Genomic DNA, 21,573 nt, shown 5'->3' with positions numbered 1-21,573 from the left:
CGTACAGGCAGTTTGTAAACCACCCCTCCGCTAGCAAAGATAAATAATTTAGGCCGGAATACAAGTAGCAGAAATACGTCGACATTCAAACCTACGGCTAAAATAACTTAACAACAAAAATCCCGCCAAAGCCGAAGCCGCCCCCGGAAGAGCCGCATATTGATAGCTGTAGCCAGCTTCTATGGGCAGTCCGCCGCAATAAGCCCCCAGCGCATTCCCGAGATTGAAAGCGATCTGCACACTTGCAGCTCCAAGCATCTCTCCCCCCTTGGCATTCTGTATGAGCAGCAACTGTTGCGGTGCCGAAACGGCAAACAAACAAGTCGTGCCGACACACATCAACAAGACGGACATCCACGGATTGGCTGACCAAAAGAACAACATCAGTAAAGCCAGGCACATCACTCCCTGCGTAACAGCCGCCACGCGCCCCGGAGTATAAAGGTCGGAAAGCTTCCCTCCCAGCATATTACCGATGCACATACCCAGCCCGGCAAGCACCATGATAAAGGTCATGTCGGCAACAGGAACACCGGAAACATTCGTAAGCAGTGGCGTGATATAGCTGTACAGGCAAAAGAACCCGCCGTTACCGAACATCGTAGCAAAGATCAACAACCACGGAGCTGGGTTGCGCAGAAAACGAAACTGCCCCCTAAACCCATTATCCGGCAAAGCAGCCACGTACGGCACCCATCGCCAGATAAACCAAAATACCACCAGTCCCCAGCAGGCAGCACCGAAAAAGGTAGCCCGCCACGAAAGGGCATGACTTATATAAGTACCGAGCGGCACAGCCAGCAGGTTCGCCACCGTCATCCCGGAGATCATAATAGCCACCGCCTCCGACTTCTTCCCTTCCGCCGCCAATCGTTCCGCCACGATAGAGCCTACACCGAAAAAGGCCCCGTGAGGCAATCCGGAAATAAACCGCATCGCCATCATCGTCCAGTAGTCAGGTGAAAGCGAGACAAACAGATTCCCAACGATAAAGATAGCGACCAGCGCAAGCAGGATTTGCTTCAACGGTCGTGTACGGGCCAGTAAAACCAGTAAGGGAGCACCGGCACAAACACCCAGCGCATAAGCGGAGATAAGATGTCCGGCACTGGGGATAGATATACCCAGGTCATTCGCCACATCGGGCAGTATCCCCATCATCACAAACTCGGACAAACCGAGCCCCAGCGTACCGAACGCCAGGGCGATAAGACTTTTCTTCATAACCGATAACCTAAACTTTTCGGGCACAAAGTTAGTACATCATCGGAATAAAAATGTCAAATTATGTTATAAGTGTATCTGCAACCCGAAAGAAACCGGATGGAGTGCCGGACCTTTATTATTCTCAAACATTTCGATAGGAGAATATTTGCAGTAAACGCCCATACAACCGACACCCGCTTGAAAAAGGAGATCCATTGTCACAGGGCGTAGGTTCATGCCGCCATCCATCTTCTGCTTCTTGGTCTTTCCACTTCCGTCTTCATAAACAACTTTGGATGAAGAGGTTGTCTTGATTACGGCAACAACGCCACCGGAGATAAAGAAACGCGGGCGATGCCGTACCTTCTTGGTCTGCCACTCCAGCAGGACGGGGATGGTGACACTGGTCATATTCAGCTTGCTTTTCTTATAGGTGATACCATCGGCGGCAGGAACTAACAGAGTGACACCGTCCACCTCCTGAAAATGAACATTCCCGTCGATGCGGTAACGGTTCCAGCGCAGACCGGCACCGGTCACTACCGCCCAGTTGTAGCGGGAGAAAGGAAGGCTGAATTCCATAAAGTTAAGATTGTATTCCAGCGAGTTTCCTTTGCGCAGAGACACATCGTCTCCTGTGAAGCTGTTGAAGCCCATACCGAAGCCCGCCCAGTGTGCGGAGAAATCACGATCCCAAGTTGGAAGAGGAATGTTCAGCGTCTTGATATGTTTGCGTCGCTCATAGCTCTGGCCGTCACGGTATTGTCCTTCGAAGACCATTTCGTCGTCTACCTCGGTGCCGTCTTCCTGTTCTTCATAGACGCGTACTTTCATACGGTCGCCGTTATCTTTCACTTCTATGCGTTTCTTTTCCAACCGGAAGATTGTATCGGTCGGCATCGGTCCGACTTCGGCTGCCAGCAAGCCCATCACAGGGAGAAAAGCTGCCACGATCAGTAATAATCTTTTCATCTTTGTATTGTTTTATTCGTTTATAAATCTTTTTTGGTGAAGAGGATCGTGATCAGGTCGTCACTGTCCAGATCTCCTTCGATATAAACCAGGGTGATCACTCCTTTGGAGCTAACCTTGAAGAGGACGAAGCGGTTGATGTCTGCCTCCTTACCGGGTAGCTGGTAGTAGGCGGAGATAACGCCGCCATCGTCGGTCACTTCCTTAATCTTCCGGGCTCCCTTCTGGTCGGCTTCCAGGCATTGGCGGGTGAAGCGCAGGGCGTCGGGATCGTTCTTGATCGTGATGCTCTTATACCGGGTCATGCCGTAGGTTTCGAGCATCTCATTGGAAAGTTCGACCATCGTTACATTTTTCTTCCGGCCGTAACGCAGGAAAACATCCTGTATCTTCAGGTCTTTTTGCAGAACCTCTGCATCTGTTGCCCCTGCTCCGGAAGGGAACAGAAAAAGGGCTGCCAGCAATACGAGTAATGTGTATCTTATCTGTTTCATCGTTACATGTTTTTATTCGTCTTCACTAAATATGGAACCGAGTTCCTTTAACTGGTTATCAATAATCCGACGGTCGGCTTCATCGCTGTCTTCCCCGGGGAAATATTCGTCGGCAGGAGTGGCCACCTCATGCAACGCCTCGAAAGCAGAAGACCGTACCTTATGGATATCGGTATAGCACCGACCGTTTATCACCACATAATTATCCGAACAGAAACAGGGATCGGTCGGATATAACAACTGGCTGATCCCCAGCAGTGCCACCACACAAGCTGCCACCGTAGACAGAAGATATACGATCGACCGTCGACTGAGTGTAAAACGCTTGGCTGGTTCTGTCGTGGCTGTCACTTCCGCCCATATCTCTTCTGCCGGATCATGCTGCACTGCAATCTCCTCATCAAAGTATGCGAACAGCGGACGGTAGGCCGACAGATGATCCGGAACGTTCGCCCCGGCAAAGAAACGGCGGAGTTCGCGTTCCTCGGCTGCCGAAGTTTCTCCTTCAAAATACCGGTTTAATACCTCTTCTATATTCATAACTGCTCCTGTTTGTTTAACTGTAAAAATTGTTCCCGTATCTTTTTTCTGGCCCTTGAAAGGTTGCTGCGGACGGCTTCGATGGCTGATCCTGTTATTTCCGCGATCTCGGACAGTTCGTAGCCTTCCACGTCTTTCATCCGGATGATAGTCTGCTGCACAGTGGGCAGTTGGGCAATCAGTTCCCGGATACGGGCGGCGGCATCCTTTTGTTCCAACTGCTCTGCCGGCGAACGGCTTCCCGAGTCGATCGACAAGGTGTCGATGTCGGGGCCTTCCGGACGGCGTGCTCTCAGTTTATCCAGCGTCAGATTCTTGGTGACTTGCATCGCCAGGGCTTCCACACTATGATAACCGTCCAGCTTCTCGCGGATATACCAGAGCTTCAGGAAAGCCTCCTGCACGATATCCTCGGCGTCGGCTCTCTCCTGCGTCAGTTTCAGGGAAAAGTTGATCAGCTTTTCCCGGAGTGGCAGTACGGTTATTTTAAACGTTTCAAGTTCCATTCTGTTTATATGACGGCAAAGGAAAGAAAACATAACATCAATATTCCAGTTTTTTGCCAGAATTATTGCATAACTTTGTAAACAAACAAGATAGCTCATGAAAATTCTGATTGTAGAAGACGAAGATTCTTTACGTGAAATAATGATCCGTTCGTTGGAGAAGGAACGTTACGTCGTGGAAAGTGCCGCCAACTATAACGAAGCATTACTGAAGATCAATGATTATGATTACGACTGTATCGTGTTGGACATCATGCTGCCGGGTGGCAGCGGGCTCGACCTGCTTGAAGAACTTAAAAAGATGCGGAAAAAGGATAGTGTCATCATCGTTTCTGCCAAAGACTCGATCGAAGACAAAGTGACGGGCCTCGACCTGGGTGCGGACGATTACCTGACGAAGCCGTTCCACCTGGCGGAACTGAATGCGCGTATCAAATGTATCATCCGCCGCAAGCAACAGGATGGCGAACTGCATATCAACCTGTCCAACATCACCGTCTACCCGGATCGTCGTACCGTATATATTAATGAAGAGGAACTGGCTTTTAACCGGAAGGAGTTCGACCTGTTGTATTATTTTGTCACCAATCCCGACCGCCTGATCAGTAAAGGAGCGCTTGCCGAGTCCATCTGGGGAGATTATATCGACCAGGCAGATAGTTTCGACTTCATCTACAGCCAGGTGAAGAATCTGCGTAAGAAGTTGAAGTCAGCCGGGGCTGTCCCGGAAATAAAAGCCGTATACGGTTATGGCTATAAAATGGTAAATGAAGAATAGCCGATGAAACTGATCCATTATACATTCCGCAACCTGTCCATCCCGCTGTTGATCATTCTAACGGCCTGGGCATGTTGTTTCTATTTCGTTATCATGCATGAAATAGACGACGAGACCAACGACAGCCTGGAAAATTACAAGGAAATCATCATCAAGACGGTACTTGCCGACAGCACGCTCCTGCATGACCAGGTGGATATAATGACTAAATATTATATCCGCGAAGTCCCCGAATCAGAAGCCGATCTGGATAAAGACGAGTTCTTCGATTCGACAACTTACATCGAAATAGAGATGGAAGATGAACCGGTACGTGTGTTACGTACCTGGTTCATGACAGCCGACCGGAAATATTACGAACTGACGATCGAAACCTCCACCCTCGAAAAAGAGGATATGGCGGAAGCAATCTTTGTGAGTATCATTATTCTATATGTAAGCCTTTTGTGTTGCATCCTGCTGGTATCGCATTTCGTATTCAAGTCCAGCTTCCGACCACTTTATACGTTGGTAAAATGGTTGAAAGAATACCGGTTGGGGAAACATACCACTCCACTGGTCAACAAAACACAGGTAGAAGAGTTCGATATCCTCAACAAAGCTATCCAGACGACTATCAACCGGAGCACGGAAATGTATAACCAGCAAAAACAATTTGTTGAAAATGCATCTCACGAATTACAGACACCATTGGCCATCTGCATGAATAAACTGGAACTACTCAGCGAAAATCCCGATTGCACGGAAGAGCAGCTCTCCGAAATAGCCGGGATCAACCATACGATTCGGGGCATCATCAAGATGAACAAGTCTTTGCTGCTTCTTTCGCGTATCGACAACAAACAGTTCCCCGATACTTCCGAGATAGACTTCAATAAACTGATCAATAAATATTTGCCGGACTTCGAAGATATGCATGAATACAAGAATATACATGTCACCTATTCCGAAACCGGCACATTAATATATACAATGAATGAATCGCTGGCCTCTACCCTGCTCAGCAATCTTTTAAAGAATGCTTTTATACATAATATAGAAAACGGATCGATCGCCATTTCCGTAACCGGCCGGACACTGACAATATCAAACAGCAGTGAAAGCACCAGACTGAACGAAGCGACCTTATTCAATCGTTTCGAAAAGCAAACGCACAAGAAAGAATCGACAGGATTGGGACTTGCCATCGTTAAATCTATCACATCCATTTATGGAATAGATATAAAATATGAATATAACGGCCTGCATAAATTCATTTTAACATTCTAACGGATGGTTTTCCCAAATCTTTCCCAAATGTTCCCTTTTCTTTGCAGTATAAATTAAAAGAAAGATATTATGAAACAGTTTGGATTAATTCTGGTCAGTTTGTTACTGTCGACAATGGCCCTTTTTGCTGATAACGAAAAGATTACAAGAGACAAATCGGTATTACCTTCCGTGTCACGCAACTTCCTTTCTGCCAATTTCGGACAGACAGACATTTCTCACATCAAGATAGAAAGTAATCTGTTGGGAACGAAAGGATACGATGTGATCCTGACGAACGGAGTAAACGTAGAGTTCGACAAGGCCGGCGAATGGAAAGAGATCGAAGCACGTCATAGCTTTATCCCACTGACTGCTTTACCTCAAAGAATAGCCGATTATATCAGGAAAAACTTTCCCGACAACACGGTAATATCGGTAGATAAGGACACACGCGAATACGAACTCAAGCTAAACAACGACCTTGAACTCAAATTCGATCGTAACGGCAACTTCAAGAAATTCGATTAATAAAACAACAAAAAGAAATAAGTATGAAAACAAAATTATCCGTAGTAGCTTTAGCAATGTGCAGTTTACTGACTTTCAGCAGCTGCGACAATGATGACGACAACAACTACCTACCTGACCAGACAGTTACAAAAGCGTTCGATGAGAAATATCCGAATGCCGGAAAAGTAGAATGGGAAACAAAGAATGGTTACGAAGTGGCAGACTTCCATCTAAGTGGAAATGACACCGAAGCCTGGTTTGACAATAAAGGCAACTGGTTGATGACAAAGACAGAAATCAACTTCGGCCTGCTTCCCGAACCGGTACGCTTAAGCCTGAACAGCAGTGAATATAAAAACTGGAATAAAAAAGACTTTGACAAACTGGAACGCTCCAACACCGCCACAGTCTATGTTATAGAGGTGGAACAAGGGGAACAGGAGTTCGACTTATATTACACTGAAAACGGTACCCTTTTAAAAGCAGTACCCGATGATGACAACAACTTCCAACCCGTTGTAATCCCGCAGGCCATAAAAGATGCGATCAACGAAATGTATGCAGGTGCAACCATTGTTGAGTTCGATCAGGAAAAGAATGGTTTCGAAGTAGATATCCTTCACAACAATATCTACAAGGATGTATACTTCAACTCTGAAAACCAATGGATCTATACGGAATGGGATATTAAAATAGCTGATGTGCCCACCATCGTCATGAATGCACTAAAAGCATCTGAATATAAAGACTATAAGATCGACGACATCGACCTGATCGAGAAGCCGGCCGGTATCTTCTACCTCTTCGAACTGGAACAAGGGGAACGGGAAATAGACCTGACCATCAGTGCCGAAGGAAATATCGAAAACACCCGTAAAGATTAACTATGTAAAAGAGAACTTTGCATAGCGTGAATTTGTTTCTTACGAGAATAAACTACACGAATACAATGGTGAACCTTCATTGTATTCGTGTTTTCTTTTTAAACAATTAAAGTAAAAAGTCATGAAAGGAAAACTATCTGTTTTAGCAGTTCTCGTATGTTGCATCTCGCTGTTTATCGGTTGCAACAATAATCAAAAGAAAGTAAAGAATACCGTTGAAGTCCCCCAGGCCATTCAAAAGATCCTCTCGCAAAAGTATCCGGACGCAACCATACTGGAATTTGACAAAGAAAAAAGCGGTCCGGAAGTCGATATACAAGACAAGGGCATTCGCAAGGAAGTCCTGTTCAATACTAACAACGAATGGATATATACCAAATGGGATATCCGTGCGGAAGATGTTCCGGTTGTCGTGATGGATGAACTGGCCAGTTCCGCTTACAATCAGTACAAAATTGAAGAAGTAGATGCCATAGAAAAACCCACAGGCATGTTCTATGTATTCGAACTGAAGATGGACAATAATGAAGTAAAGCTGACTTTCGACTCGGAAGGACAACTCATAGAATAACGAGCTTACAGTTTTGCCAAAGGCATGGCAGAGTTTTGCCAAAGGCATGGCAGAGTTTTGCCAAAGGCATGGCAGAGTTTTGCCAAAGGCATGGCAGAGTTTTGCCAAAGGCATGGCAGAGTTTTGCCAAAGGCATGGCAAAAGGATTAAATGCCTAACGAACAAAATAGCCTCCCCGGTAAAACATGACTGCCGTACCGGGGAGGCTATTATTTATAAGTTACAATCAAATTCATTTAAAATGGTACTTCTCCCAGGTATATACTTTGGGAGATTCCTTTATAAAAGGAATTACCGCTTTCCGGTCCTCCCGGCTCAGGTATAAAGGAGTGGTATAAGTAGCTGTCAATGTCTGGTTATCCGGGCTCAAGGTATACTGTATCAGGTCCATATCCAAACGGGATGCGGCATCCTGAAACGCATTACTGTTTTTGTCGGTATCGTCTTTGATAAACCAATCTGCATCTACCGGTGTAAACAGGTCGGATACAGCCAACGGCTGCCAGTCTGTGGTATAAAACTCGATCCGGCTGTCTGCTACCGGACCGTTTACCGTTCTTATCATACAGATAACATTCGTGTTATTCACCAAAGGTAAGAGCTTCATTTCTATTGAGCTCCGCTCGGTAGCCTGCAATAACAAATAATCCGAAGTCAGCTTCTTCAGCGAGGAAGAACCGTTCATTGTATTCTTCAACGTAGCATCTTTACCAGATTTATACAAATCAACCAAATCCTTACGCCAGGCATTTTCCAGCTGGGGAATGTTCTGGTCGGGTATCGAGATAAATAAAGCATCCATCTCCTGTGCCTTCACACCCAAAGCGAAAGCACAAATCAATATAGAAAAAATAAGTCGTTTCATATTCTAATGTCTATTTCGTCCCCAAATATAGGAATATCATTCCTAACAACACAAGGAATAAGTCTATCGCCTTGCTCTTTAAGTTTTTTTCATGGAAGAAGATCGCTCCGGCAATGAAAGTGACAAGTACGTTACTACGACGTATCATGGATACGATCGAGATCATCGAGTCGGGGAAACTTAAGGCGTAGAAGTAAATCCAATCGGCAATGATCAGAAAGACGGAGATAAAGACTATATTCCAGTGCCAAACGAACGGTGTACTCTTTTTCCGTTGAGGATACCACAGCAACAGCAGGATCGGCAACATGATAAGGCACTGATAAACATTGAACCAAACCTGCACCGTCATCACATCCATCGTTCCCATCAGGTGCTTGTCGTATAAACCGCTCATAGCTCCGGTCAGGATGGAGATCACCGTAAAAAAGATCCATTTGTTATGAGTGAAGTGAATCCCCTCCTTCTTTCCCGAAGATGAAAGCAGATAGAAAGAAGCGATCGAGAGCAGTACCCCGATCCATTGATACAAATTCAGCCGTTCGCCGAATATAACCATTGCTCCGACCAAGGTTAGAACGGGCTGTGTCGCCTTGATGGGCCCCGTTATGGTTAGCGGCAGGTGCTTTAAGGCAAAGTAACCGGATATCCATGAGGATAAGACGATGACAGCCTTGATAAATACGGCCACATGTGTTTGGAAGGATACACGCGGCACATAAAACATCGTATCGTCCAATACGGATGTACTAAACGACAGGATTATAAAAGGAACGAAGATAAGACTGCTTATCAACGTATTCAGGAACAATACCGGAATTACGGCATTCCCATTCAAGGAAATCTTTTTATTCACCTCATAGCATCCCAGCAGGAATGCGGAGGCAAATGCTAATGCTACCCACATAAATATTAACTATTAAACAATTCTTCGGGATAGGTTACATCCACGAGATAAAGTGCATGCCCGGGCACGGAAGTACCGGCTTTGCATCTGTCTTTTGCCTCTATTACTTTACGAAAACCTTCTATTGTCAATTTGCCCCGTCCCACTTCCAACAGAGTGCCGACGATAGCCCGCACCATATTACGCAGAAAACGATCTGCCTGTACGGTAAAAACCCAGACATCCCCCTCCTGCTCCCATCCGGCCTTATAGATACGGCAGTTATTCGTCTTCACATCCGTATGCAACTTACTGAAACTGGTAAAATCGACAAAGTCGAATAAAACTTTACAGGCTTCATTCATCGCATCAAAGTCCAGTTTACCGGTCATTTTATAAACCAGGTCGTAATTGAACGGGTCTTTATGAGTAGTGATATAATATTTATAGGTACGGGAAGTGGCATCGAAACGGGCATGCGCTTCCGGCCGCACCGGGACGATCCGGTAAATGGCAATATCTTTCGGAAGCAGACGGTTCAGCTTCTCCGCCAGGAAAGGCAGATCAGCAATCGGCTCGTCCCAATCGAAATGAGCAATCATCGTACGGGCATGTACACCGGCATCCGTACGCCCGGCCCCAACGATGGGAACAGGACGGCGAAACAAAGTGGCCAGTGCCTCTTCTATGCATTGCTGCACGGTTATACCATTGGGTTGCACTTGCCAACCACTGAAATTCTTACCGTTATATCCAAGATATATAAAGTAGCGATTCACGTCCGGATCTATTTGCTTTTTATTATTCGGTGCAAAGGTAACAGAATTCTCGCCAGGAGATTGCCTGAACGCTCAAAAAAGTGTACTTTTGCGCTCTCAAATCGTTAAAACAAAACTATCTGACATGTTTGAAACATTGCTTCAGTCCTCCTATTTCTCCTTGTTCCTGATCGTTGCATTAGGATTCATTTTAGGCAGGATACAGATTAAGGGTTTATCACTCGACGTCTCTGCCGTCATCTTTATTGCACTTTTATTTGGTCATTTCGGAGTGATTATTCCTAAAGAACTTGGAAACTTTGGACTGGTGTTATTCATCTTTACCATTGGCATACAGGCCGGTCCCGGATTCTTTGATTCGTTCCGGTCGAAAGGGAAAACATTGATCATACTAACCTTATTGATCGTCGGCTCTTCCTGTATCACCGGACTCGTATTCAAGTATCTTCTGGATATAGATACGCCCAGCCTCGTCGGGTTGATAGCCGGAGCATTGACCAGTACCCCCGGTCTTGCCGTTGCAATCGATTCGACTCAATCATCCTCGGCATCCATTGCTTATGGTATCGCTTATCCGTTCGGGGTGATCGGAGTTATCTTATTTGTCAAACTATTGCCGAAAATATTACATATCGACTTGATGGCTGAAGCAAAAGCTCTCGAGGCTAAAAGAAAAGGGAAATACCCTCCCTTGCATACGGCTGCGTTTCGCATCGTAAACAGCAATATCTGTGGCAAGACACTGGCTCAGTTACAGATCCGCAGCATGACGGGAGCTGTTGTGTCACGTATCAAACATAACGAAATAACATCTATCCCTACTGCCCAGACTGTGTTGGTTGAAGGCGACCTGATCAAAGCCGTCGGTAACGACAAATCGCTGGAGCAACTGGAGATATTGGTAGGCGAACGCATTAAAGACGATCTGCCTTTCGGCAGCACTCAGGAGCTTCAGTCTATGCTGATCACGAACAAAAGTGTAATCAACAAGACACTCGGTTATCTGAATTTACAAGGGAACTTCAACTGTACGGTTACCCGCATCCGCCGAAGCGGTATCGATCTTCCTCCCGAACCTTCCCTGGCTCTGAAATTTGGTGATAAACTGATGATTGCCGGTGAAAAAGAAGATTTGATAGAAGTTGGACAGGTACTCGGTAATGACGAAAAAAGACTTTCCGATACCGACTTCTTCCCGATTGCCGCAGGTATTGTATTAGGCGTTTTGTTCGGAAAGTTGAACTTGTCATTCTCCGACTCGTTTTCATTCTCTCCGGGTCTTACCGGAGGTATTCTGATGATAGCCCTTATATTAAGTGCAATAGGGAAAACAGGTCCGATCGTTTGGTCCATGTCCGGATCAGCCAACCAATTGCTCCGTCAGTTAGGTCTGTTATTGTTCCTCGCTGAAGTCGGTACGTCGGCCGGCGTAAACCTGGTATCGACCTTTCAGGAGAGCGGATGGACCTTGTTTGGAGTAGGTATGGCAATAACCATAGTACCGATGCTTATCGCCGTCGGTTTCGGATACTGGGTTTTCAAGATCAACATCCTCGACCTGATCGGAACGATTGCCGGAGGTATGACCAGTACACCCGGACTTGCAGCAGCCGACTCGATGACCGATAGTTCGGCCCCGAGCATTGCTTACGCAACAGTTTACCCGATCGCGATGGTATTCCTGATCCTGTTTATCCAATTAATTGCCGGTTTGATCGTCTAATCTCTCCCCATTATAAAAAAACAAAGGCTTGCAAGCTTGATTTTTAGATTGTGAGCCTTTGTTTCATATTTTTTATCTTATATTTGCAGATACCATAAACAACATTTCTATGACTATGCAAATGAACCAACAATTTGACCTTGCCTTCAACTTCCTGCAGAACACCGGTACCCACCTCTTCCTGACAGGAAAGGCAGGAACCGGAAAAACAACATTTCTGAAAAGATTAAAAGAGGTCTCCCCCAAGCGAATGATCGTTGTAGCTCCCACAGGAGTAGCGGCTATTAATGCCGGTGGCGTTACGATCCACTCTTTCTTCCAGTTGCCTTTCGGCCCTTATATTCCTTCGGCCAACAAAGCCGGGAGCCAGTCGAATAACTTCTCTAATAAATTCAGCCGGGATAAAATCAATATTATCCGCAGCATGGATTTACTGGTGATAGACGAGGTCAGCATGGTACGTGCCGATCTGCTGGATGCGATAAGTGATGTACTTTGCCGTTACAAAGATCATTCAAAACCCTTTGGAGGCGTGCAGTTACTGCTTATCGGTGACCTGCAACAGCTTGCGCCCGTTGCCAAAGATGAAGAATGGAACCTGCTGAAAGAGCATTATGCTTCTACTTTCTTCTTCGACAGCAAAGCACTCTCCGAAAGTACTTATTTCAGTATCGAACTCACACATGTCTACCGCCAAAGCGACAGTGTATTTATCAACCTGTTGAACAATATCCGTGAGAACTGCTTCGATGACGAAACCCTCCGGATGCTTAACCAGCGGTATGTTCCCGATTTCAGACCTGATGACAAACTGGGGTATATCACTCTTACGACACATAACTATCAGGCCCAGCAAATCAACAAGCGGAAGCTGGCCGAATTACCCGGTAAATCATACAGGTTCACGGCCGAGATAAATAACGATTTCCCGGAATACTCCTATCCGACAGACGATAACCTGGAACTGAAATGCGGTGCCCAGGTGATGTTTGTGAAGAATGATTCTTCGGGCGATCATCGTTACTATAACGGGAAAATCGGAAAGATTGTCTTTATCAACCCAAACAAAATCACCGTCGTGGGAGAAGACGGAAATGAGATACAGGTTGAAAAAGAGACCTGGAGTAACGTTAAATACACGATCAATCCGGAAACGAAAGAGATTACGGAAACGATTGCCGGAACATTCAGCCAATATCCATTGAAAACGGCTTGGGCCATCACGATCCATAAAAGTCAGGGACTTACCTTCGAACATGCCATTATCGATGCTTCTGCCGCTTTCTCGCACGGTCAGGTATATGTAGCACTTAGCCGTTGCAAAACATTGGAAGGTTTGGTATTAAGCAGTCCGATCACCCGTAACGCCATGATCAAGGACTTACGGATACAAGAGTTTTCCTCTTCCGTAGCCGATAAGCAACCGGGGAAAGAACAGCTTGAAAAGGCACAGCAGCACTATTTCGAAGAATTAGTAACTGATCTTTTTAATTTCACTTCTATACAACAACGCCTGCAATATGCGGCTTATATGGTTTATACTCATTTGCAAAAGTTATACCCGGAACTCAACACACAATATGCCAATACCCGCGATGCATTCCGCGATGTAATAACAGAAGTGGGGGGACGTTTCCAACAACAGTTAAGTCGTATGATTTCGGGAAATCCGAATTACCAGCAGGATGAAATGATCCAGGAACGTGTCAGGAAAGGAGTTGCTTACTTCATAGAACACATCGACAGCCTGTGCTCTTCCCTGGAAGAGAACTCTGCCGTTGAAATAGACAATAAGGAGAGCCGGAAAGCAGTAAACAATGCGATCGGCAAATTCACTGAGGAGCTTCATCTGAAACAGGAGACGTTGAAAGCATGCAAAGAGGGTTTCAGTGTCGCCCGGTATCTCTCAGCCAGATCGAAAGCAGCAATCGAACCACCAGCTTCGGCAAAGAAACGTTCCGAACGTTCTTCGCAACCGGCTAAGGTGGCTGTCTCTAGCGACATACTGCATCCGGAGCTTTACAACAGTATCAAACGGTGGAGATATGAACTGGCAACAGAAAAAGAATTACCTCCCTACACAATCCTGCAACAAAAAGCATTACTGGGAATTGTAAACACGTTACCTACCAATTCAAGGGAACTACTGGCAATACCCGGGATCGGAAAGAAGATCATCGAAAACTATGGAAGTATACTACTGGGACTTGTAAAGGAATATACAAAAAAACAGGAGTAACATCTCCTCTTTATTTAACAAAAAAATCGTATATTTGTATGTCTTTTTCGGAAACTGTGAAGAAGATATACAAATAGAGATTTGATATGGAAATAAAAGAGATACTAAAGAAGTATTCGGTATTCATTTTGGGATTATACTTTTTAGCTGTAGGTATTGTACTGATTGTTCGTTCCGCTTTGGGAACCACCCCTATATCCAGTGTAAATTATGTGTTAAGTCTGAATACGCCCTTATCATTAGGGACATGGACATTTATAGTGAATGTGGTTTTGATTTTGGGACAATTCTGGCTTATCAGAAAAGACAGGAGCCGACAGGATATAATAGAAATACTTCTTCAATTACCATTCTCCCTTCTTTTTTCTGCATTTATCGACTTCAACATGGCGTTGACTGGCAATTTACATCCGTCCGGCTATGGAATGTCGATGGCATTATTACTTATTGGATGTCTTGTGCAGTCGGTCGGTGTTGTACTCGAAATTAAACCGAAAGTCGCGATGATGAGTGCAGAAGCGTTTGTTAAGTATGCCTCCCGTTGTTATAACAAAGAGTTTGGAAAGTTCAAGGTTTATTTTGATGTCACATTAGTTACTTTAGCTATACTAATTTCACTTATATTCACTCAAGGGATCGAAGGTATACGCGAAGGATCACTTATTGCAGCCTGTATAACCGGATATATTGTTAGCTTTCTGAATAAGAGGATTATGACAAGAAAAACGCTTTACAGATTATTGCCTGGTTTAAAATAAATAGTATACAAAGAATCTTATTTATCGCTATTATCTAAACAGCTAAATCACAACAAAATACGTAAAAATCAACTTACCATAGTTCTCGAAGAACTATGTAGTTATTTCTTGTTCTTAAATTCAAAATAAGAAATCTTCCGTTGTTTTACAATCGATGCGACAAATATACAACTATTTATACAACAATTACCATATATAAATCAAATATTTTTTATTTATTGTAATATTTCATGCCGAAATATAAAATCAAAGCCACAAGATCACATAAAAACACAGTTTTCACTCTCTATTATCATATCCTCATGCCAGATTTGCAAAACCCGTAACAAAGCCATAAAAACGAGTCTCTATGTTTATCTTTTCAATACCCAAACATATCGTTTTCCAAAGAAAAAAGCAAACATTTTAATTGAGTTCTTCGAGAACTAAGATTCAACCATTTCAAACAATCGTGCATGTATCATTTATTATTTTTAACCTAATACATCATGAATATGGAAAGAAAGACTTGAGTACCAATTATCTACCCGTTGCCCTATTGGGTAACCCCTTCAGAGTTCACAACTCACATTCTGCCAACGTAGAATTTATTTACCAATCTAATTTAATACGAAATGAAAGTATGTATGAATAAAGTATTTATTTCTCTCGCTATATGTTATTTTCTTTCAGGGATAGGAAATCTCGCAGCCAAAGAGACAGAACCAAATGTTTCCTTACCTTCGATACAGCAGAAAAAAAACATTACAGGTGTTGTTTTAGATGCCAAAACAAATGAGCCGGTCATTAATGCCACTATACAGGTAAAAGGAACGACGACAGGTGTCATTACTGATATTGATGGTAAGTTCAATATCTCATGCTCATCCGAGAATACACTCGTTATTTCCTTTATAGGATATACATCCCAGGAAATAAAAGTCGGTAAAAATACCATCTTCACCATCAGATTAGAGGAAGACACCGAAATGCTTGATGAAGTCGTAGTCACAGCCTTTGGTGCCGGTCAGAAAAAGGAAAGTATTGTAGGTTCTGTCCAAACAATACGTCCGGGAGATTTAAAAGTACCGTCTTCCAACCTCTCCACCTCATTTGCCGGCCGACTTTCAGGAGTCGTTGCCTATCAAAGAAGCGGACAACCGGGAAGTAACAGTGCAGACTTCTTTATCCGGGGAGTATCAACGTTGAGCGGCATCACTTCTCCATTAATTATCCTGGATGGTGTGGAAGTCAGTTCCGCCGATCTTAATGCACTCGATCCTGAGATCATAGACGGTTTTTCTATCTTGAAAGATGCCACAGCTACTGCAATGTACGGAACCAGAGGTGCCAATGGAGTAATGATAGTCACAACCAAAAGTGGAGCAGACCTTGAAAAACCGATTATTGGATTCCGTATAGAAGGCAATGTGTCCACCCCGACCAAAGTACCCAAATTTGTCGACGGGGCCAGATATATGGAGATGTTTAATGAAGCGATCACCAACCAGGGAACGGGTGACGTCATGTTTACCGACGAGCAGATCTACGGGACCCGGAATAACCTGAATCCATATGTTTTTCCTAATGTCGACTGGTATGATGAAATATTCAAAAATCTGGCATTCAACCAAAAAGCAAATTTCAATATTCGGGGAGGTACCAAAAAGATCACCTATTTCATGAATATAGGTGTCAACCATGAAACCGGTATGCTAAAGAATCGTACTGCGGATCTGTTTTCCTACAACAACAATATAGACCTGAAAAAGTATGCTTTCCAGAACAACATCGATTTCCATATGAGCAGGACCTCCACCATTTCATTACATCTGAATGTACAATTAAATGACATGAACTCCCCTAACACCGCCGTCAACGATATATATAGTTCTATTATGAACTCCAACCCGGTCGATTTCCCGGTATCTTATCCAAAAGACAATTCTTCCAACTGGATCAAATGGGGTGCCTATGCCGGAGGAAACGACCAGGGAGCAACCAATCCAATGGCTTTATTTACCAATGGATATAAAAGCCTCTTCGAAAGTACCGTGCTTGCAAACATCGACTTCGACCAAAAACTGGACTTTATCACAGAAGGACTGCGATTTAAGGCACTGTTTTCCTTCAAGAATTGGAATAAGACCGAAACATTCCGTTCACAAGGATATAACCGCTATACATTAAACAGTTATAGCAAAAATGAAGACGGCACCTATTCGTATGAAATATCTCCGATGGGTAACCCGACTAAACCGACACTAAGTACAACCAGCAACGTTTACGGGGACCGTCGTATTTATGCACAGGCCTACCTGGATTATACACATTCTTTCGGGGATCATCATGTAAATGGAATGGCTTTATGGAACCTCGACCAATACGATAATAACGTACCGGGATCGGATCTAATACAATCATTGCCTCGACGAAAAATGGGAATAGCCGGACGTCTTTCTTATGATTACGGACATCGCTATATGATAGAGGTCAATGCCGGATATAACGGTTCGGAGAATTTTGCATCCGGTAACCGCTGGGGATTCTTTCCGTCAATAGCTATCGGCTGGAATGTAGCACAAGAGAATTTCTTCAAACCCATAACCCCCGTTATCTCTAACTTAAAATTACGCGGTTCATATGGATTAGTAGGAAACGACCAGATCACCCAGGATAATGTACTCGTGCGATTCATTTATTTATCCGATATAAATTTACAAAACACGGCAGATTTCACCACCGGATATGGGAATAATAAAGTGTCGTACAAAGGACCGACTTACAACCGTTATCAAAACAATTCCATTACCTGGGAAGTCGGAGAAAAGCTCAATGTCGGAATGGATTTACAGTTACTGAACTCCATAAATTTTACCATCGATGGTTTCCGTGAAATAAGACGCGACATCTTCCAACAGAAAAAATCCATACCCAATTACCTGGGGACAGCCGGAACTGTCGTTTACGGGAACCTGGCAAAAGTCAAAAACTGGGGATTCGATGCGTCCATTGATTATGGAGAACAACTAACCAGAGATTTGTCGATTCAATTCAAAGGGACGTTCACTTTTGCCCGCAATAAAGTATTGGAATATGATGAAGCTCCGGGATTACGTTCCTCACTTTCACAAGTCGGCAAGAAGTTAAATACGTACTACGGTTACATAACCGATAAGTTATTTATCGATTATGCGGACATAGCCAACAGCCCGACTTCCACACTCGGAAATATAGCCATCGCACCGGGAGATATTAAATATGTAGACCAACCGGACACCGAAGGGAACTATGACGGAAAGATCACTTCAGACGACCGCGTGCCTTTGGGTTTTCCCACTGTCCCGGAAATAGTCTATGGCTTCGGTCCTTCCATCCAATGGAAGAAATGGGACTTCTCATTTTTCTTTCAGGGAGTTGCCAACACTTCGCTGATGATGAGTGGTTTCCACCCTTTCGGTACACAGTACAACCGGAATGTACTACAGTTTGTAGCCGATGATTACTGGTCAGATACCAACCAGAATATCAATGCGAAATATCCGAGACTGACAAAATATAACAACGACCATAATAGTCAGACTTCCGATTTCTGGTTACGAAATGCAGCATTCCTTAAATTGAAAAATGCCGAAATCGGATATTCTTTCAAAAACATGAGGATATATCTGAGCGGCACCAACCTACTGACTTTCGCTCCTTTCAAATACTGGGATCCGGAAATGGGAGGAGGAAAAGGGTTAAGCTATCCCACTCAAAGAGTGTATAATATAGGTTTTCAAATGACATTAAAATAATATAGATAAAATGAATATATTACATAGATTTTCAATATCGATACTGTTTGTTATCTGCTTTACTTCATGTAACTATCTGGACGTGGTTCCGGATGAGAAACCGACAGAAAAGGATGCCTTCGAAGACACTAATGCGGCAGAACGGTTCATGTACTCCTGCTATTCCTATCTGCCTGCTCCCAGGAGCGGTACCTCATCACTCGACTTAATGACAGGAGACGAAGTTGTTACGGCCTTCGAACATGAAACATTCGCCTCTTTCCCCAAAGGAAACTACACAGCATCTACACCGGTTATTTCCTATTGGAATACGTTCTTCCAAGGGTTAAGACAATGTTACATCATGCTCAATAATATCGATCAGGTCCCTAATCTACCACAAAACACACGAGACGATTATGTGGCTCAGGCCAAATTCCTCATCGCCTATTATCATTTTCTACTCATACGTTGCTATGGCCCGGTCATTCTGATAAAAGAAGAACCCTCACTGATAACACCTCCTTCCGAATATCTGGGAAGAAGTCCGTTAGACGAATGTGTTCAATATGTGTGCGACCTATTCGATGAAGCAGCAGCCAGCCTACCGGAAACACGTCCGGTACGACAGTACGGACTTGCCACGAATGTTGCCGCCAAAGCTTTAAAAGCCAAAATGTTATTATATGCAGCCTCACCACTGTTTAATGGAAACAGTGAGTTTTACAACAATTTTGTTAATAAAGACGGAACTCCACTGATGCCTCTCAGTTATGATGCCAATAAATGGGGTAAAGCCAAAGAGGCTTATAAAGAGGCTATAAATTTGGCAGAAACTGCCGGTCACGCTTTGTATACAAACACCGGATATAATGGTGGAAACCTGGAACCGACAGATCCTACACAACATTGCCTGCGCTACAATATCATAGAAGCCGGCAATAAAGAGATTATCTGGGCTGACAGCAGAGATGAAGGAGCTTACGGCATTCAGAATAAATCGATCCCATTCTGTAATGGAAGTGCCTGGAATGGCATCGCTCCGACTCTCAGCATGCTTAAACGATTTTATACGAAAAATGGGCTCCCGATCGAAGAGGACCCGGATTTCGATCTCTCTACCATGTTCAACCTGATAACAGTAGATGATGAACATGCGAATATCGCAGATAAAGGATCACAAACACTTAAATTCAATCTGAACAGGGAGCCCCGTTTTTATGCATGGGTTGCTTTCCAAAATGGTTTTTATGAAATACTAAGTGCACCAACCAATGGTGCCTATACTGATGATTCCAGCTACCAAAAATACAGTCCTGCCGACAACAAGGGGAAATTGGTTTGTGACTTCGTACTGGGTGGAAATACAGCACGCGGCAGCGTTGGAAATCTTCGTGCAAACAACTATTCCCCAACCGGATTTCTCAATAAAAAAGGAGTCGACCCAGGCTATGCCGTATCCAAGAGCCTGCAGGGACCTCTTGATTATCCGTGGCCAATCGTCAGGTTAGCAGACCTGTACCTTGGATATGCAGAAGCTTGTATCGAAACGAATGATCTTGTAAACGGAAAAATCTACCTGAACAAAGTTAGAGAACGCGCCGGTATACCGACAGTAGAAACTGCATGGAACAAAATCGCCACGTTGACGCAGGATAAACTGCGGGATATTGTTCGCCAGGAAAGAATGATCGAATTCTATCTTGAAAATCAGAATTTCTGGGATATGCGACGATGGAAACTTGCAGAAAAGTATTTCAATAATAAGGCACAGGGAATGAATATAGAAGCTGCGACTCTCGAAGAATATGCCAAAACAGAAGAAGTGATCTTTGAACGTAAATTTGAAAGTCCGACGCAATATCTATTGCCTATACCGATCAGCGACGTAAACAAAAACGAGAATTTAGTACAGAATCCAGGATATTAATCGATCAATTATATGAGAATAACTATAATCAACATATTAATCAGCCTGTTATATTTTGGTTTAGCAGGTTGCGAAAAGAAAGAGGAAATGATCCCTTCAGACATAACAAATCTACAAACTCAAAGCAGTCCGGGACAAATCTCTTTATATTGGGAATTGCCCAGTGATGAGACTATCCGTTACACAAAAGTATCTTATTATGATAAATTACAAGGGAAAGAGGTAACCAGGCTGGCAAGCATTTACAGCGACAGTCTCCTGATTCCGAATACCCGCAAAAAATACGGTACTTATTCATTCACAGTACAGCCGTTCAGTTATACGGATACCGGAGGGAAAGTACAAACAATCGAGGCGACTTCTGAAGCCGCTCCTATTACTGTCGAAGAAAAAAGTGAACAAATAAAACTCTCAGCCAACGATCTGAGTACAAATGCCCAGGAACCATCGGAAGGAAGTATCGAAAATTTACTGGATAACAATACTGCGACCTATTTCCATACGGCTTGGAGTATATCAGTCGAAGCACCTCATTGGATGCAAATAAATTTAAAACAAACAGTGGATGATCACTTTAAATTTTATTATGCTCCACGAAATAATGCGAGCAATAAGCCGACCGATTTCGATCTGATGGGTAGTAAGGATGGAATAAACTGGTTTTTAATCAAGAATTTTACCCAGGAAAACGACGGATTGCCAATTACCGCTTCAGATGACTATACATCCCCTGTCATTAAGGTTTCACAACCGTTTAGTTACATTCGTCTCATTGTGAATAAAACAAACAATAATACAGTTTATTGGACCATGAGCGAATTCAAGTTTTACAACGTAATACGAACAATCATCGATCCGGAAGCACCGGATGCTGAAATCTAACCAAAAAAGAAAGGTCATCTTGTGATAGATGACCTTTCTCTATT

Annotated in this window: 19 protein-coding genes; 11 read left to right on the top strand and 8 right to left on the bottom strand. The window is 43.8% G+C overall.

The annotated features are described in order from the left end of the window. Window positions 1-48: 48 nt before the first annotated feature. The 5 genes from araJ to M1P97_RS08225 all read right to left on the bottom strand — a co-directional run bounded on the left by araJ (window position 49) and on the right by M1P97_RS08225 (window position 3,718). Window positions 49-1,224, bottom strand: coding sequence for an MFS transporter AraJ (araJ, locus tag M1P97_RS08245; protein WP_195374183.1), 1,176 nt, complete (start codon window positions 1,222-1,224; stop codon window positions 49-51). A gap of 66 nt (window positions 1,225-1,290) precedes the next feature. Then, window positions 1,291-2,178, bottom strand: coding sequence for an outer membrane beta-barrel protein (locus tag M1P97_RS08240; protein WP_249388792.1), 888 nt, complete (start codon window positions 2,176-2,178; stop codon window positions 1,291-1,293). Window positions 2,179-2,198: 20 nt separating this feature from the next. Next, window positions 2,199-2,672 carry a DUF4252 domain-containing protein gene (locus tag M1P97_RS08235; protein WP_249388791.1) on the bottom strand — a complete coding sequence of 158 codons (474 nt, stop codon included), beginning with the start codon at window positions 2,670-2,672 and terminating at the stop codon, window positions 2,199-2,201. A gap of 12 nt (window positions 2,673-2,684) precedes the next feature. After that, window positions 2,685-3,212: a hypothetical protein gene (locus M1P97_RS08230; RefSeq protein WP_249388790.1), complete on the bottom strand. Its 528-nt coding sequence runs from the start codon at window positions 3,210-3,212 to the stop codon at window positions 2,685-2,687. Next, window positions 3,209-3,718 (bottom strand): RNA polymerase sigma factor, encoded by a 510-nt coding sequence (locus M1P97_RS08225; protein WP_075556878.1) that lies wholly within the window; start codon window positions 3,716-3,718, stop codon window positions 3,209-3,211. Before M1P97_RS08225 ends, M1P97_RS08230 begins: the two co-directional genes overlap by 4 nt. 97 nt (window positions 3,719-3,815) lie before the next feature. Here M1P97_RS08225 and M1P97_RS08220 point away from each other — a divergent pair, with 97 nt between their 5' ends. The 5 genes from M1P97_RS08220 (at window position 3,816) to M1P97_RS08200 (ending at window position 7,712) form a co-directional block, all read left to right on the top strand. Continuing rightward, window positions 3,816-4,496 carry a response regulator transcription factor gene (locus tag M1P97_RS08220; protein WP_195374179.1) on the top strand — a complete coding sequence of 227 codons (681 nt, stop codon included), beginning with the start codon at window positions 3,816-3,818 and terminating at the stop codon, window positions 4,494-4,496. A gap of 3 nt (window positions 4,497-4,499) precedes the next feature. Continuing rightward, window positions 4,500-5,765 (top strand): sensor histidine kinase, encoded by a 1,266-nt coding sequence (locus M1P97_RS08215; protein ID WP_195374178.1) that lies wholly within the window; start codon window positions 4,500-4,502, stop codon window positions 5,763-5,765. A 69-nt stretch (window positions 5,766-5,834) separates the two neighbouring features. Next, entirely contained in the window at window positions 5,835-6,275 is a 441-nt protein-coding gene (locus M1P97_RS08210; RefSeq protein WP_195374177.1) for a PepSY-like domain-containing protein, read from the top strand. Between the two features lie 23 nt (window positions 6,276-6,298). Then, on the top strand, window positions 6,299-7,141 hold the full coding sequence (locus M1P97_RS08205; protein ID WP_249388789.1) for a PepSY-like domain-containing protein: 843 nt from the start codon (window positions 6,299-6,301) through the stop codon (window positions 7,139-7,141). A gap of 121 nt (window positions 7,142-7,262) precedes the next feature. Beyond that, window positions 7,263-7,712 (top strand): PepSY-like domain-containing protein, encoded by a 450-nt coding sequence (locus tag M1P97_RS08200; protein ID WP_195374175.1) that lies wholly within the window; start codon window positions 7,263-7,265, stop codon window positions 7,710-7,712. Between the two features lie 232 nt (window positions 7,713-7,944). On the opposite strand, the gene M1P97_RS08195 is transcribed toward M1P97_RS08200, so the two are convergent. From M1P97_RS08195 to truA, 3 genes are read right to left on the bottom strand one after another with little or no spacing between them, the layout of a single operon-like run. After that, window positions 7,945-8,577, bottom strand: a complete 633-nt coding sequence (locus M1P97_RS08195) for a DUF3256 family protein (RefSeq protein ID WP_249388788.1) — start codon at window positions 8,575-8,577, stop codon at window positions 7,945-7,947. A 10-nt stretch (window positions 8,578-8,587) separates the two neighbouring features. Then, window positions 8,588-9,484 (bottom strand): DMT family transporter, encoded by an 897-nt coding sequence (locus M1P97_RS08190; RefSeq protein WP_249388787.1) that lies wholly within the window; start codon window positions 9,482-9,484, stop codon window positions 8,588-8,590. A 5-nt stretch (window positions 9,485-9,489) separates the two neighbouring features. Next, the gene (gene truA, locus M1P97_RS08185) at window positions 9,490-10,242 is read right to left on the bottom strand and encodes a tRNA pseudouridine(38-40) synthase TruA (RefSeq protein ID WP_195374172.1); all 753 of its coding nucleotides are present in this window, start codon (window positions 10,240-10,242) and stop codon (window positions 9,490-9,492) included. A 124-nt stretch (window positions 10,243-10,366) separates the two neighbouring features. Between truA and M1P97_RS08180 the strand changes: the two genes are divergently transcribed. The 6 genes from M1P97_RS08180 to M1P97_RS08155 all read left to right on the top strand — a co-directional run bounded on the left by M1P97_RS08180 (window position 10,367) and on the right by M1P97_RS08155 (window position 21,529). Further along, window positions 10,367-11,965: an aspartate:alanine exchanger family transporter gene (locus tag M1P97_RS08180; protein ID WP_195374171.1), complete on the top strand. Its 1,599-nt coding sequence runs from the start codon at window positions 10,367-10,369 to the stop codon at window positions 11,963-11,965. 115 nt (window positions 11,966-12,080) lie between these two features. Continuing rightward, a complete protein-coding gene (locus M1P97_RS08175; RefSeq protein ID WP_195374243.1) occupies window positions 12,081-14,204 on the top strand; it encodes an HRDC domain-containing protein in 2,124 nt (707 codons plus the stop codon). An 86-nt stretch (window positions 14,205-14,290) separates the two neighbouring features. Beyond that, a complete protein-coding gene (locus tag M1P97_RS08170; protein ID WP_195374170.1) occupies window positions 14,291-14,962 on the top strand; it encodes a YczE/YyaS/YitT family protein in 672 nt (223 codons plus the stop codon). A 626-nt stretch (window positions 14,963-15,588) separates the two neighbouring features. After that, on the top strand, window positions 15,589-18,738 hold the full coding sequence (locus tag M1P97_RS08165; RefSeq protein ID WP_249388786.1) for a SusC/RagA family TonB-linked outer membrane protein: 3,150 nt from the start codon (window positions 15,589-15,591) through the stop codon (window positions 18,736-18,738). A 10-nt stretch (window positions 18,739-18,748) separates the two neighbouring features. Next, window positions 18,749-20,647 carry a RagB/SusD family nutrient uptake outer membrane protein gene (locus tag M1P97_RS08160; RefSeq protein WP_249388785.1) on the top strand — a complete coding sequence of 633 codons (1,899 nt, stop codon included), beginning with the start codon at window positions 18,749-18,751 and terminating at the stop codon, window positions 20,645-20,647. Window positions 20,648-20,659: 12 nt separating this feature from the next. Beyond that, window positions 20,660-21,529: a discoidin domain-containing protein gene (locus tag M1P97_RS08155; RefSeq protein ID WP_249388784.1), complete on the top strand. Its 870-nt coding sequence runs from the start codon at window positions 20,660-20,662 to the stop codon at window positions 21,527-21,529. Window positions 21,530-21,573: the final 44 nt, after the last annotated feature.

The sequence above is a fragment of the Parabacteroides leei genome, from assembly GCF_023369805.1.
In the GTDB taxonomy this organism is placed as follows: domain Bacteria; phylum Bacteroidota; class Bacteroidia; order Bacteroidales; family Tannerellaceae; genus Parabacteroides; species Parabacteroides leei.
Note: the sequence above shows the minus strand (reverse complement) of the source record. Positions and strands in the feature narration are given on the sequence as shown.